The sequence below is a fragment of the Sinorhizobium numidicum genome, assembly GCF_029892045.1.
Taxonomy (GTDB): Bacteria; Pseudomonadota; Alphaproteobacteria; order Rhizobiales; family Rhizobiaceae; genus Sinorhizobium; species Sinorhizobium numidicum.
Genome location: NZ_CP120368.1, coordinates 2,190,561 through 2,205,101 on the forward strand (window position 1 = coordinate 2,190,561; position 14,541 = coordinate 2,205,101).

At 63.9% G+C, this 14,541-nt stretch carries 11 protein-coding genes and 1 riboswitch; of the genes, 2 read left to right on the forward strand and 9 right to left on the reverse strand.

Annotation, left to right across the window (positions count from 1 at the left end):
• The 5 genes from cbiB to PYH37_RS21705 form a co-directional block, all read right to left on the reverse strand.
• Complete coding sequence (gene cbiB, locus PYH37_RS21685) at nt 1–984, reverse strand: adenosylcobinamide-phosphate synthase CbiB (protein ID WP_280733463.1); 984 nt, start codon at nt 982–984, stop codon at nt 1–3.
• Nucleotides 985–1,986, reverse strand: coding sequence for a threonine-phosphate decarboxylase CobD (cobD, locus tag PYH37_RS21690; RefSeq protein ID WP_280733465.1), 1,002 nt, complete (start codon nt 1,984–1,986; stop codon nt 985–987).
• Nucleotides 1,983–3,284: a cobyrinic acid a,c-diamide synthase CobB gene (locus tag PYH37_RS21695; protein WP_280733467.1), complete on the reverse strand. Its 1,302-nt coding sequence runs from the start codon at nt 3,282–3,284 to the stop codon at nt 1,983–1,985. Before PYH37_RS21695 ends, cobD begins: the two co-directional genes overlap by 4 nt.
• Nucleotides 3,281–4,123 carry a uroporphyrinogen-III C-methyltransferase gene (cobA, locus tag PYH37_RS21700; RefSeq protein ID WP_280733468.1) on the reverse strand — a complete coding sequence of 281 codons (843 nt, stop codon included), beginning with the start codon at nt 4,121–4,123 and terminating at the stop codon, nt 3,281–3,283. Before cobA ends, PYH37_RS21695 begins: the two co-directional genes overlap by 4 nt.
• Before the next feature lie 136 nt (nt 4,124–4,259).
• On the reverse strand, nt 4,260–4,721 hold the full coding sequence (locus PYH37_RS21705) for a cobalamin biosynthesis protein (protein ID WP_280733469.1): 462 nt from the start codon (nt 4,719–4,721) through the stop codon (nt 4,260–4,262).
• Between the two features lie 448 nt (nt 4,722–5,169).
• Here PYH37_RS21705 and PYH37_RS21710 point away from each other — a divergent pair, with 448 nt between their 5' ends.
• Nucleotides 5,170–5,955, forward strand: a complete 786-nt coding sequence (locus PYH37_RS21710; protein ID WP_280733470.1) for a TSUP family transporter — start codon at nt 5,170–5,172, stop codon at nt 5,953–5,955.
• A 105-nt stretch (nt 5,956–6,060) separates the two neighbouring features.
• Here PYH37_RS21710 and cobO read toward each other — a convergent pair whose 3' ends face one another.
• From cobO to cobU, 4 genes are read right to left on the reverse strand one after another with little or no spacing between them, the layout of a single operon-like run.
• On the reverse strand, nt 6,061–6,705 hold the full coding sequence (gene cobO, locus PYH37_RS21715; protein ID WP_280733471.1) for a cob(I)yrinic acid a,c-diamide adenosyltransferase: 645 nt from the start codon (nt 6,703–6,705) through the stop codon (nt 6,061–6,063).
• A gap of 10 nt (nt 6,706–6,715) precedes the next feature.
• Nucleotides 6,716–10,966: a cobaltochelatase subunit CobN gene (gene cobN / locus PYH37_RS21720; protein ID WP_280733472.1), complete on the reverse strand. Its 4,251-nt coding sequence runs from the start codon at nt 10,964–10,966 to the stop codon at nt 6,716–6,718.
• Nucleotides 10,967–10,977: 11 nt separating this feature from the next.
• On the reverse strand, nt 10,978–12,042 hold the full coding sequence (gene cobW, locus PYH37_RS21725) for a cobalamin biosynthesis protein CobW (RefSeq protein ID WP_280733473.1): 1,065 nt from the start codon (nt 12,040–12,042) through the stop codon (nt 10,978–10,980).
• A 3-nt stretch (nt 12,043–12,045) separates the two neighbouring features.
• On the reverse strand, nt 12,046–12,573 hold the full coding sequence (cobU, locus tag PYH37_RS21730; RefSeq protein WP_280733474.1) for a bifunctional adenosylcobinamide kinase/adenosylcobinamide-phosphate guanylyltransferase: 528 nt from the start codon (nt 12,571–12,573) through the stop codon (nt 12,046–12,048).
• 131 nt (nt 12,574–12,704) lie between these two features.
• Nucleotides 12,705–13,108, reverse strand: a riboswitch (cobalamin riboswitch).
• 275 nt (nt 13,109–13,383) lie between these two features.
• Between cobU and PYH37_RS21735 the strand changes: the two genes are divergently transcribed.
• On the forward strand, nt 13,384–14,322 hold the full coding sequence (locus PYH37_RS21735; protein ID WP_280733475.1) for a FecR family protein: 939 nt from the start codon (nt 13,384–13,386) through the stop codon (nt 14,320–14,322).
• Nucleotides 14,323–14,541 lie beyond the last annotated feature (219 nt).

Sequence of the window (14,541 nt, forward strand, 5' to 3'; positions counted from 1 at the left end):
TTAAAAAAGCAGGAAAGGAAGAGCCAGCACGGCAAAAGCCAGTGCCATCGCCAAACAGGCCGCATAGAAGACGGATATGGCGTCATCGACATCGTCTGCGGTCGCGACCGGCCGGCCGGCGTCATGAATCATAGGCTCGTCGACCACCACTCCGCCGTAGGTCCTGGGTCCGGCAAGCTGTATATCCAGCGCACCCGCCATTGCAGCCTCGGGCCAGCCGGAATTGGGCGAGCGGTGGAGTCCGTGATCGCGCAGCGCCACGTCGATTGCGGCCTTCGCGGCCTCCGCACCCCGCTTCAAGTAGGCGCCTGCGGCGACGAGCAGGATCGAAAGTCTTGCGGCCGGCAGGTTGGCAAGGTCGTCCAGCCGCGCCGAGGCCCAGCCGAAATGGAGATATTTCGGGCTCTTGTGACCGATCATCGAATCTGCGGTGTTCAACATCTTGTAGGCGAAGAGGCCGGGAAGCCCGCCGACCGCATACCAGAAGGCAGGCGCGACCACACCGTCGGAGAAGTTTTCGGCGAGGCTCTCGATCGCGGCGCGGCAGACGGCAGGTTCGTCGAGCGTCTTCGGATCGCGTCCGACGATCATCGATACTGCCTCGCGGCCGCCCGCAAGGCCGTCTCGGCGCAAACCCTCGGCGACACGCGCAACATGATCGCCGAGACTTTTTTGGCCGAGGAAAACGGCAATGACCATCGCCTCGAACACGAAGCCGACGGCGCCGAGAACATCAAACAGGCGGTGCAGGACGACGCCCGCCGCGATGCTTGCGACGAGCAGGATGAGGATCGTCGCCGCACCCCACATCTTCAACATGCCGTTTCCGGCCCTGCCGCGGTTGAACGTCTCATCGAAAAAGCCGATTGCCTTGCCGAAGAGGACCACCGGATGGGTCAAGCGCGACCAAAGCCAGTCCGGATCGCCGACGAAACGGTCGATCAGCAGCGCGACGACGAGGATGAGGAGAATTTCCACTGACACTTACGCACCTACCCGGCTCAAGGCATCGGCAAGACGACGATCGCCGCTTTCATCCGCCGCAAGTCCGATCCGCAGCCAGTGCGGATTGTAGTCGAACTTGCGCGTCAGGATGCGCTCTTCGCAGAGTGTCGTATGAAGATCGTATGCCCGTTCATGTTCGATAAGGGCGAAAAGCCCCGTGCCGCCGATGATCCTGAGCCTAGCACCATGCAGCACGGCATCGAGCCCGGCCTTGCGCTCCGCGATGCCCTTCGCAATCGCGCCGTTATCGGCGTCCATAAGCTTCGCAGAGACAGCGAGCGCTGGGCCTGAAACGGCCCAGGGGCCGAGCCATTCACGGAAGCCGTCCATGATCGCGCCGATGGCGACCACGAAGCCGAGCCTCAGGCCCGCAAGCCCGAAGAACTTGCCGAAGGAGCGGAGGACGATGAGGTTGTCGTGAGCGTTCACGTGAGGCGCGACGCTCGCCTCTGGCTGAAGATCGCCGAATGCCTCGTCAACGATGAGAAGGCCGCCATGCGCCTTCATCGTCTCGGCCATGGCGAGGATTTCCGCACGCGGGAAAAGCCTGCCGGTCGGATTGTTGGGATTGACGATCACGGCGAGGTCGCGCTCGACGGCAAGATCGTCGGCACACTCGACATGGTCTACAATCAGCCCGGCGGCTTTCAGCACCCGGGCATATTCGCCGTAGGTCGGCGCGAAGACTGCGGCGCGCTTCGTCGCCTGCGCAAGTCGCGGCAACAACTGGATCACGGCCTGCGTGCCGGGCGCCGGCAGCGGCATGAGATCGCCAGTTCCGTAGTAACGGCTCGCCGCGGCGCGGGCCGCCTCCTCCAAGTGCCGGTCCGGCAGGCGGTGCCAGACGCGCGGATCGATTTCCGGAACGGCGACGGGGCAAGGATTGATGCCGGTCGAAAGGTCGAGCCAATCGCCCGGCGCGCCGCCGAAGCGAGTTGCAGCTTCCGTGATGTCGCCGCCATGGATGATCGGAGCGGTCATGATTGCTCCGCAAGATCGATGAGATGCATGAAGGAGCCGGCGACGTTACTACGCCTCAGGCCTGCACGGCCGAGATCGATGCCTGCCGCATCCCGGACCGCAAAGAGCGGTTCTGCCGCTCCTTCGACAAGAATGGTCGCGTAATGAAATTCGTGCGCCGTCATCGGTCCATCGAAAAATGCGTTGTCGAGCGGCGCGACGCGCCGGTAGCCGAGATGCCGCTTGCGCTCGGCAAAGCTGGTGACGAGCGGTAGCAGGCCGAGCATTTCGTAACGTCTGCCGTCCGCGGCGACAAGCCCCTCGCCCAGCATCATGTACCCGCCGCACTCGCCGAAGATGCGCGTTCCGGTCTCGGCCGTAACGCGCATCGCATTATGGAAACGCGAGGCGCCGGCGAGGATTTCGGCGTGCAATTCAGGATAGCCGCCGGGGAGATAGATCGCGTCAGCCACCAGGTCGGGCGCCTCATCCGCAAGCGGCGAGAAGAAGGAGATTTCGGCGCCCTGCCCGCGCCAGCCGGCGAGCAGATGCTCATAGCAGAAGGCGAAGGCAAGGTCGCGGGCGACGGCGATTCGCTGACCGAGCGGCTTCAGAGCGGAAAGTTCCAGCTTCGGCTCCGCCGTCACAGGTGTCGCCGCGGCCAGGATGGTATCGAGGTCGCAATCGGCCTCAATGCGCGTTGCAGCGTAGTCGATGAACGTATCGAGGGTGCCGTGCTCGCCTGCCTGGACAAGGCCGAGATGACGTTCCGGCAGCTTCAATGCGCCATCCTGGCGGAGCACGCCGAAGATCGGCACCGCGACGTGGCCGAGCGCCTCGCGCAGCATCATTTCATGGCGGTCGCTGCCGACCCTGTTCAGGATGACGCCGGCAACCCGGATATCCTCACGATGATCGGCAAAGCCGCGCACCAGTGCCGCAACCGAATGGGAGAGACGCGCACAATCGACGACCAGGACCACCGCGAGCCCGAGCGTTGCAGCGAGGTCCGCCGGCGCGCCCGTGCCATCGGCGGCGCCATCGTAAAGGCCCATCATGGCCTCGACGACGAGTGTATGTCCGCTGGCAACCGCCCGCGCCGCATTGGCAACAAGCAGGTCGGGCCGCATCGCCCAGGGGTCATAATTGAGACAGGGCTCGCCGGTTGCGGCCGTGTGAAAGGCCGGGTCGATATAATCCGGCCCTGCCTTGCCCGGCGCGACAGCGATGCCGCGCCTTTTCAGCGCTCGCATCAGACCGAGCGTGACCGTCGTCTTGCCCGAACCGGAGCTCGGAGCCGCAACCAGCAGACCGCTCATGCCGGGTTCCGAAGAATGCGGCTCGCAAAGGGGTCGGCCGCGAGCGCACGGCCATTGAGGGCGCCGAGCCAGTCGAGCGCAGCGCGCAGCCGAACGACCTCGCCGACGACGACGATTGCCGGCGGCTCGATGCCCGACGCCGCGACATCCGCTTCCGCACGCGAAAGCGTGGTTTCGAGCACCACCTGCTCGGGCGTCGCGGCATTGCAGACGAACGCGACCGGCTCGTCCGGCGCGCGGCCGCCGGCGATCAGGTTCGCGGAAATCTGGCCGATATGCTTCATCGCCATATACATGACGATCACCGGCGAACCCTTGGCGATGCCTTCCCAATTGATCCGGTCCGGCACGACACCGGATGAATCGTGGCCGGTGAGGAAGGTCACCGCATGATTGATCTCGCGATGCGTGACTGGAATTCCCGCATAGGCGAGCCCGCCGATGCCGGCTGTGATACCCGGGACGATGCGGAAAGGGATGCGATGCTCCACGAGCATCAAGGCTTCTTCGCCACCCCGCCCGAAGACGAAGGGATCGCCGCCCTTGAGCCGCAGCACCCGCTGCCCGGCGCGCGCCAGCTCGACGAGCCGCAGCGAAATGTCGCGTTGTTTCGGCGACGGCTTGCCGCCGCGTTTGCCCGCAAATTCGAGCGTTGCGCCCGGCTTCGCGAGCTTCAGGCAATCGGCGTTCACAAGTGCATCATGGACGATGACGTCCGCCTGCCGCAGGGCATTGGCCGCATGGAGCGTCAGGAGGCCCGGATCGCCAGGCCCGGCGCCGACCAGCCAGACGGAACCAGGTTCGAGTTCGGGGAGGCCGGCGAAAAGCGCGTCCGTCATGGCTTCATACTCCGGTCCCGGCAAAACAGCCGATTTGGCCCGCCTTCGACAGCAGCCGATTCAATTTCACGAGAAGCAGCGGCAGGTGGCTGATTTTGTTTCCTAAACCACGTGCATGTATGAGGACTTGAAACCATCAGAAAGCCTCTGCGCCGCTTGTCACCGCATCCCGCACTCCGGCGCAACGGGCTGGTCCCGCGACGGCTGCAGTCGCACGCGCCGAGCGGACCTTCGGAACGATCAGCACAGCATCCTGCCCCGCGCCGGCAAGTGCCGCCCCTTCCGCCACCCCATGGCAGCCGGTATGGGCAAAGACGATCTCCGAGGGATTTTGCAACCGCGGGCTTTCCGCTTCCAGCGTCGCCGCATTGAAAAAGCGGACCGGCACCGAAAAATGCCGAGCCGCCGCGTGAATGGCCGGCTCCCCTGCCCGCGCGTCCAACGAAGCGACGAAAACGACTTCGCGCGCCGATGCGCCGGCACCGGCGAGCGCCCGCTCAGCGACCGCGATCACTTCCTCGGGCGCCGTGCCGCGCTCGCAGCCGAGGCCGAGCACAAGCTTCGCGGTGGTGGCGATTGGTCCTTTGACCGAAGACATTTGCGGTGCGGCTCCCCTGCAGCAGCACGCATCCGCTTCGATACGCAATTGCTGCAACTTTGATTACTGCATCGCTCACCGAAACTCTTCGAGTCCCAGGACATGCAGCGGTCGGCGTCCATACGAAGCGCCGGCCTGGGAGACACCCGCACCGGTCTGGACAGCACCGGATCAGGCCCCCTGAATGGGTCGGCCGCACCGGACGCTCTTTCAGTCCGCGTGAACGGACGCCGTCGCATGATTGTCGTTTTTACCGAAGCCTATCCGGCCGGTCAAACCGGATTGCGCCATCGACGCGTCGTAAACGGCGCAGATGAGCCCGAGCGGGCATGATCGAGGTGCCAAGGCCGCGCACCTGCGCCGAACCCGTCCGACAATCCTTTGCATTTCGTCCCGGGCTCTGACACAACGCGGAAGCAATTTCGCTGCCTTCTTTTTCGAGTCTCCCGTGCCCGAACTCGCGCTTCATCTCCTGCTCTTCCTCTTCGCCGCAGCCTTCCTTGCCGGTTTCATCGATTCGATTGCCGGTGGCGGCGGGATGGTCACCATTCCCGCCATGCTGATCGCCGGCATTCCGCCGCTCGAGACGCTCGGGACCAACAAGTTGCAATCGCTCTTCGGCTCTGGTTCCGCGAGCCTCGCCTATGCCCGCCACGGGCACGTAAACCTCAAAGAACAATGGCCGATGGCTCTGATGTCGGCGCTCGGCTCGGTCTTCGGCGCCTTGCTTGCGACAGTCGTTCCGGCCGACGTACTCAAGGCCGTGTTGCCCTTCCTGCTCATTGCCATCGCGCTCTACTTCGGTTTCAAGCCGAACATAGGCGACGTGGACAAGCATCGCCGGATGTCGGTCTTTCTCTTCACCCTCACATTCGTTCCGGTGATCGGCGTCTACGACGGCGTCTTCGGTCCTGGCACCGGCTCTTTCTTCATGCTCGGCTTCGTCTCGCTCGCCGGCTACGGCATCCTCAAGGCGACGGCCCACACGAAGTTCCTGAACTTCGGCTCGAACTTCGGCGCCTTCATCGTCTTCGTGCTCTACGGCGTCGTGCTGTGGAAAGTCGGCCTGATGATGGGCGCAGGCCAGTTCCTCGGCGCGCAGGTTGGATCGCGCTACGCCATGGCGAAAGGCGCAAAGATCATCAAGCCGCTGCTTGTCGTGGTCTCGATCGCGCTGGCGATCCGGCTGCTTGCCGATCCGGCGCATCCGCTCAGGATATGGCTCGGGATGTGAGAGCCCGCACCGGTCTCGCGGCATAGACCGATCGGCGGATCCCAAAGTGCTACAGCGCCGCGCATCTGAAAAACGCGCCGCTGTAGCACTGCCATATTTGAACCATCAGAATTCAACGCCCTTCTGGGCCTTGATGCCGGACCGGAAGGGATGTTTGACGAGCTCCATCTCGGTCACCAGATCGGCAATCTCGATCAGATCCTCCTTGGCGTTGCGCCCGGTCAGAACCACATGCGTCATGTGCGGCTTCTCTTCTTTCAGAAAGCGCACGACCTCGGCGACGTCGATATAGTCGTAGCGCAGCGCGATGTTGACCTCATCGAGCAGAACCATCGAGTTGCGCTCGTCGCGGATGAGTTCCTTAGCCTTCTCCCAGGCCCTTTGCGCCATCGCCACATCGCGCGCGCGGTCCTGCGTTTCCCAGGTAAAACCTTCGCCAAGCGTGTAGAACTGGCAGAGATCGCCGAAATGCTTCTCGATAAGGTCGCGCTCGCCGGTCTGCCACGCGCCCTTGATGAACTGCACGACAGCGCACGGCATGCCATGGGCGATGTGGCGGAAGATCATCCCGAAACCGGCGGTGGATTTCCCCTTGCCTTTGCCGGTATGGACGATGATCAGACCCTTCTCGTCGGTCTTCGTCGCCATGATCTTTTCGCGCGCGGTCTTCTTCTTTGCCATTTTCATGGCGTGGCGGGCGTCGTCCTTCTCGGCGACAGGTTCGCCGCTGTTTGCCGTTTCCTCGCTCATGTCTTTCTCCCTATTCGTTTCCCGCCCGCTGCCGGTTGGCGGCCGGCCTCGCTGCGAGTTCCATTAATTCAAAGCGCGCGGAGTTGGAGCGCGGGTTCCAGAGGTCCCGATCGATTGTTTCCAGAAAACGCTCGGCCAGTTCGGTAAGGGCAGCCGGGTTCTTGTCGCGCAGGAAGTCGCGCACGCGCTCATCGGCGATGAAGGCCTGGTAGGCGGCCTCGAAATGATGGTCGCGCACCGCTCCCGTCGTCGCGGCGAAGGCGAACATGTAATCGACGGTCGCCGCGATCTCGAACGCGCCCTTGTAGCCGTGGCGCATCACGCCCTCAATCCATTTCGGATTGACGACGCGTGCACGCACCACGCGGCCGATTTCTTCATCGAGCGAACGGATCACAGGCTTTTCCGGCCGCGAATGGTCATTGTGGTAGATCGACGGACGCGTGCCGGTGAGATGCTCGGCGGCAGCGCTCATGCCGCCCTCGAATTGGTAATAGTCGTCGCTGTCGAGGAGATCGTGTTCACGGTTGTCCTGGTTCTGGACGACTGCCTCGATCGAACGAAGGCGCTCCTCGAAGAGGCCGCGCTCAGCCCTGCCGTCCTCGCCGGCGCCGTAGGCATAGCCGCCCCAGGTGAGATAGGCGTCCGCGAGATCGCTGCGTTGTTCCCACCCCTTTTCGTCGATCAGCGCCTGCAAACCGGCGCCATAGGCTCCGGGCTTGGCGCCAAAGACGCGGTAGGATGCGCGGCGTGCAGCCTCTTTCGTCTCGACGCCCATTTCTTCCAACCGCAGCGTCTCCGCACGCATGCGCGCTGCGATCATGTTATCGGCGTCGTCCTCCTCCAGAGCCCCGACGGCGCGGATCGCCTTGTCAAAAAGCGCGATCTGTTCCGGGAAGGCATCGCGGAAAAAGCCGGAAATGCGCAAGGTGACGTCGACGCGCGGCCGCCCGACCACGGCGAGCGGCACGATTTCGTAACCCGTGACGCGGCGCGAGGCCATGTCCCAGACTGGCTTTGCCCCGATCAAGGCCAGCGCCTGGGCAATGTCGTCGCCGCCGGTGCGCATGTTGGACGTACCCCAGGCGGTTAGCCCGAAGGATGACGGCCATTCGCCATGGTCCTGCAGATAGCGGCGGATAAGCAGTTCGGCGGACTTTTTACCGAGCTCATAGGCTGCCGGCGTCGGCACGGCGCGGCTGTCGACGGAGTAGAAATTGCGCCCCGTCGGCAGCACGTCCGGACGGCCGCGCGTCGGCGCACCGGAGGGGCCGGGCGCGACGAAGCGGCCGTCGAGCCCGGTCCGCAGCCCTCTGATTTCGGCTTCGCCAGACCCCACGATGGCGGGCTTCAGGCGAGCTTCGATTTGATCAAGCACGGCACGGGTCGCAGACCAGCCAACCGGGCAGGCGATTTCACCGGAGACGAACTTCGCAGCGAGGAGCTCGATGCGCTCAACGGTGTCGCCGGCCGTGCGCCAGGGGGCATCCGAGAGGGTCGCGAGAAGATCGGGCTTCGAGCCCGTCCAGGGTGCGGAGAGGAGGCAATCGAGGGGGTCGAAGGGTTGCGACTGAGGGGACATACCCCCCTCTGCCCTGCCGGGCACCTCCCCCGCAAGGGGGGAGATTGGCGTGCGGCCACCGCCTCTTCCCCAAGTGCCGTCGGAAATGACTGCACCCTTGTCGGAAATGACCGCACCGTCAACCGTCGGCGAAATCTCGGCCTCGACGGCGTTGGGGGGGCGAGAGCTCGCATCCCTCATCTCCCCCCTTGCGGGGGAGATGTCCGGCAGGGCAGAGAGGGGTACATGGCCAAGAGCACCCAACCCCGCATCCACCGCGATCGCCCGCTGCAGGCTCTGGTCGCCGCCTTCGCCCAGACCGCGCGGCACACGAGCGAGCGCAACGGTGAGGTCTGTCAGCAGCCGCCCCTCAGGCGCCACGCCAAAGATGTGCAAGCCATCGCGGATCTGCATCTCCTTCAGATCGCAAAGATAGGCGTCGAGCTTTTCCAGCGCCTTGTTCTCACTGTCGCCCTTCTCGATGCCCGCATCCTGGTCGAGACCGATATCGCGGACGAGGTCGAGAATCTGCCGGCTGAGCAGCCGCAGGCGCCGCGGATCGCCGCCCGCGGCCTCGTAATATTCATCGACCAGAGCTTCCAAATCCTTCAGCGGACCGTAGGATTCGGCCCGCGTCAAAGGCGGCGTGAGATGGTCGATGATCACCGCGCTCGTGCGGCGCTTCGCCTGCGTGCCCTCGCCCGGATCGTTGACGATGAAGGGGTAGAGATGCGGCATCGGCCCGAAGACTGCCTCGGGATAGCAAAGCTCGGAAAGCGCCAGCGCCTTGCCGGGCAGCCATTCAAGGTTGCCGTGCTTTCCCATGTGGATGATGGCGTCGGCGCAATAGACCTGGCGTAGATAGGCATAGAAGGCGAGATAGCCGTGCGGCGGCACGAGGTCCGGCGCGTGATAGGTTTCCTTGGGATCGATATTGTAGCCGCGCGCCGGCTGAATGCCGACGATCACCTCACCGAGGCGGGCGAGCGGCAGCGCGAAGACACCATCCAAGAAGAAGGGATCGGCTTGCGGCATACCCCAGCGCTCGGTCACTTCCTGCTGAATCTTTTTCGGAAGAGAGTCGAGGAACTCCTTGTATTGATTTAGCGAAATTGTTTCACGGGTTTCGCGGTCGCGGCTCGCCGCATTGGTCGGCCCCGCCATCAGGAAGCGCATCAGCGCATCTCCGTCCTCCGGCACATCACCGACGACATAGCCCTCCGCCGCCATCGCCTTCAGCACCTCGATGGTGCCAGCCGGCGTGTCGAGACCGACACCGTTGCCGAGCCGCCCGTCGCGGTTCGGGTAATTGGCCATGATGATCGCGACGCGGCGCGCTTTGGGCTTCGCCCGGCGCAGTCTTGCCCAATTGGCGGCAAGCCGGGCGGCAAAGCGGACACGGTCCGCCAGCGGCTCATGGCCGACGATATTGGCCTCGACGGCCGCGTCATAGGTAGATGCGGCCTTGAAGGAAACGGCGCGGGAAAGGATGCGGCCATCCACCTCCGGCAGTGCGACATTCATGCCGAGGTCGCGCGCCATCAGCCCCTGCGGCGAGGCCTCCCAGGCGTCGCGCGAAGAGCCGGAAAAGATCACCTGCAGCACCGGCGCGCCAGTCGATTCCAGCACCGTCGGCTGACGATCGGCGCCGGGTGCGGAAACGGCAAACCCGGTTGCGTTCATGACGACGTCCGGCGCGGCTTGCGCGAAGATAGCCTGAAGCGTGCCGATGGAGATCTGGTCCTTGAGGCTCGACACGAACACCGGCAGCGCCCGCATGCCTTCGGCCGCAAGCGCCTCGATCAGCGCCTCGACGGGTTTGATTTCACCGCTTTGGACAAGGGCGCGGTAGAAGCAGATGGCGATGGTTGGGGGTGCGAGAGCATCAGATTGGCCATCCCCCTCTGCCCTGCCGGGCCTCTCCCCCACAAGGGGGGAGATCGCCGCGCGGCCGCCGCTCGTTCCCTGATTTCCGTTGGAAATGACAGAGCCATCAGCTTCTGAGGGGCTTGCCTGCAATTCGACTGCCGTTAAGGAGCGAGCACTTGCCTCCGTGTTCTCCCCCCGTGTGGGGGAGATGCCCGGCAGGGCCGAGGGGGGTATTTTCTCACCGCCGCTCGCAAGGCGCATCCACGCGCCGATATCAATCACGCCCCGCCCCGGCCACCATATCCCGGCCTTCAGCAGCGGCCGCGCCGGCTCGGGCTTTTCGCCGCCGGTAATCAGTGCCTCGGCATAGTCGAGAAACAGGCCCGCATTGTCGGCGCCGCCTTCGGTGAAATAGGCCCAGAGGCGTTGACGGTCCTCCGGCGGTACCGTGGAAAAGGGGGCAAGCCCGGGATCCGGCTTGTCGTCGCCGGGCAGAACCGCGATCTGGAATTTGTTGGTGACGGCCGCCGCATGCAACGCCTCGAGCACGTAACGGAAATAGCTGGCGCCGCCGAGCGGACGTACGACGATCAGCTTGGCATGGCGCGCCGTCCGCTCGACATAAGTGTCGACCGACATCGGATGCATGAGGCTCATCAAGCTGGCGATGCGCAGACTTCTCGCCCCCGGCCGCTGCCGATGGGCGGCGGCAATCGAGGCAAGCTCCGTATCGGCGGCCGACAGGAACAGGATGTCAGCCGGGCTTTGCCCGAGATCGATTGCCTCGTTTCCGTCGGCGATCGTTCCTTTCTGGGCGAGAAGCAGATGCATCTTCTATCCGATCAGACGAGCGCCGAAATCGCGGCGCGCACGGCTGTCTCGTTCATGTCATGCAGGCCGATGACGACGAGGCGTGTGCCGCGCATCTCTCCGGAGGTCCAAGCACGGTCGAAATATTGGTCGATGCGGCTGCCAACTGCCTGGATCAGCAGGCGCATCGGTTTGCCTGGCACCTCGGCGAAGCCCTTGAGGCGTAGTACGTCGTGCTCGGCGATGATGCCCTTCAGCTGGTCGATGAAGACAGCCGGCTCGGCGATCGGGCCAAGCTCGACGACGAAGCTGTCGAACTCGTCGTGATCGTGCTCCTCGCCTGCCTCGTGCTCCATCTCGTGATGCGATTTGCGGTTGGCGATCTCGCCTTCCGTGCCGACCCCAAGGCCGAGCAGGATGGCCGCCGCCACCTCGCCGTTCCTCGCCTCGATCATCGTCGGCTTCCGGCTGATGCGGGACGCGACCTCCTCGCGCACGGACTGAAGGCCAGACGCGTCGATGAGATCCGTCTTGTTGAGAACGATGAGATCGGCCGCGGTGAGCTGGTCTTCGAAGAGCTCCTCGAGCGGACTTTCATGGTCGAGGTTCTCGTCATTGACGCGCAGCGCATCGACCCTGTCGTGGTCGTCGGCAAAGCGCCCGGCGGCGACGGCGGCGCTGTCGACGACCGTCACGACGCCGTCGACGGTCACTTCGCTGCGGATATCCGGCCAGTTGAAGGCGGCGACCAGTGGCTGCGGCAGAGCGAGGCCAGAGGTCTCGATGACAATATGATCCGGACGGTTCTCGCGCTCCAGCAGCTTTGTCATGGTCGGGATGAAGTCATCGGCAACGGTGCAGCAGATGCAGCCATTGGTAAGTTCGATGATGTCTTCCTCCGAGCAGGCCTCCGCGCCGCACCCCTTCAGCACGTCGCCATCGACGCCGAGATCGCCGAATTCGTTGATGATCAGCGCGATGCGCTTGCCATCGGCATTCTGCAGCAGATTGCGGATCATCGTCGTCTTGCCGGCACCGAGGAACCCGGTGATGACGGTTGCCGGAATCTTGCCCTGGTGGGGCTTGGCGAGTGTCATGGATCAACCCTTCATTTTCAGCGGCAATCCGGCCGCGACAAAGTAAACTTCGGCGGATTTCTCCGCCACAATCTGGTGGAGCCGGCCGGCGTGGTCGCGAAAGTCCCGCGCCATGCGGTTCTCCGGCACGATGCCGAGGCCGACCTCATTGGAAACGAGAATGAGCCGCGCCCGAGCGTCGGAGAGAAAGGCGGCGAGCGCCGCGAATTCGGCCGCCATGTCCCGCTCTTCCATCATCAGGTTCGTGACCCAGAGCGTCAGACAATCGATGAGGATCGCGCGCGCCGGATCGTCGATGTGGCGGAGCGCCCCGACGAGATCGAGCGGCTCCTCATGCGTCGTCCAGCCCTTGCCCTGCCGCGCGGCCTGATGACGGCCGATGCGCTCGCGCATCTCGTCATCGAAGGCGCGGCCGGTCGCGACGTAATGCATCGGCAGCCCGGAGGCCTCGACGAGCTTTTCCGCAAAGGAGGACTTGCCGGAGCGGGCGCCGCCGAGCACGAGAACCGGTCCGGTATTGGGAATGATCATGGCCCGGCTTCAGTCCGACGAACTCAAACCGCAATAGCAAGGGGGAACGGGCGCGTGCAAAGAGCGCCCGGAGAAGAACTGATAAGCCACGACAACCTCCGTGCTGGCATTGGGGACGGATCCCCTCGGGCGGAATGCCCTGACGGATGGCAGGTCTCCTGGCTCACGGCGTCACGGGCTGAGGCATTACGGGCGCAAGAATCGCTCACCAATGCCAGGCCGAACGGGTCCGCCTCACCTTCCCGGCGCTTGTCTAGCATCATGAAAGGCGGACGATTCGTAGAAGAAGAGGCGTCCAGCCCGGCTGACCATGATGCCACGCCAGTGGCTTTTCCGGCACGTCACCCATCCCGCGTGAAACTGCCCCATGCAGTTCATCGAAGGAAGAATGGCGTGGCCGATGGCGAACCCTGACCGTTCTACAGTCGCGGGGTCGGCTGCGATAAGGGTGCCCGGTGTGGGTCCGCCCCGTCGCATTCCCATTTACTCCCCCGCTCCGCTCCGGCGCAGGGGAACCATCCATTGAGCGTTAATTATGAAGCGGGACGGGCAAAGTCAATCGATGGCGTGCGACACACCGCGAGCGAATTGCGGCAAAGCGGCTTAAAGAGCGGCCTGAGCCACAACCTGCGGCATTGGCGCGCCATGTCCTCGCCCAAACGGATGAGAAGACAGCCATCGCTGCCGCATGGTAAGACTGAGCGCTTGGAGCGCGACGCCCATATACTGCCGCATCCCGCTCCAACTGAAGAATCGATCATGTTCATGATCCTGGATGGCTTTCGCCAGAGGATCATCGAGGAGGGTGCGATGTCGTATTTACGTCGTACCGCAATCGCTACGCTATGCGTCGCGCTTTACGGTTTCATACCGACACAGGCCGCCGAAAGGGTCGGCGAGGCGATCCGGATCAAGACCGAAGTTACCGGCGCGAGCGGACCGCTGGCGGTCAAGTCCCCGGTTCACCGGGATGAACGGATTCGCACGTCGAAATCCGGGCTCGGGCAATTCGTGTTTCGCGACGGCACCAAGCTCGCGGTCGGGTGGGGCTCTTCCATTGTTATCGACAAGTTCGTCTTCGACGATTCCAGATCGTTGCAGAAGCTTACGGTCATGGCCGCGAAGGGCACCTTTCGCTGGATCAGCGGAAACTCGAAACACACGGCTTATGAGATCCTGACGCCCGCCGGAACGATTGGCGTGCGAGGAACCGTGTTCGACTTTTACGTCGGCGGCGATGGTACGACAGCGGTCGTGCTGCTGAGCGGAGCGGCCCAGTTCTGCGGGCCTGGCGGCTGCCAGCAACTGACGCGACGCTGCGATTGCGTGGTCGCCAAGCCCAATGGCAGCCTGACCGATACTCGCCGGGTCAATAGAGGTGTTCTCAGGACGCTCGGCAATCAGAATGCCCTGCCCTTTCTCTCCGGCAGTCAAAAGCTTTCGGGCGGGTTCGGAAACATCGGCGGCAGCTGTGGTCTTGCGGCGGCATTGGAAGTCAAGCCCCCACCAGCTCCTCCTTCGCGTGTCCGCGAAATCAGCCCCACGCCGGAGAAGCCGCCGAAGCCGGACAAGCCCCATAAGCCCGACAAGCCGGACCGACCGGATAGGCCAGATAGGCCAGACAGGCCAGATAAGCCAGATAGGCCAGATAAGCCGGATAGGCCGGACAAGCCCGGGGACAAGCCGCACGATGATGGGAAGCGAGCTGACGACAACGAGGATCGGCCGCACGACGACAGCAGGGGCTAGAGCCTTTCATGGCTGAATGGAAACATTCTGCCGGAGCAGATTTTCGTCAGGCAGAGGCGATTGCCGAGTGCCGTGCACAGACGTACGGCCGAGGCGATCGCCTCGGATCCTGGCGGAAAGATGCCCGGCCCTTCGGGTTGCCTGAAGCGGGCGGCCTGTTTGCTCGGCTGGCTTGGCCGTATGCTTTGGCTACGCCACGCGCCAGCCGAGCAAACATTC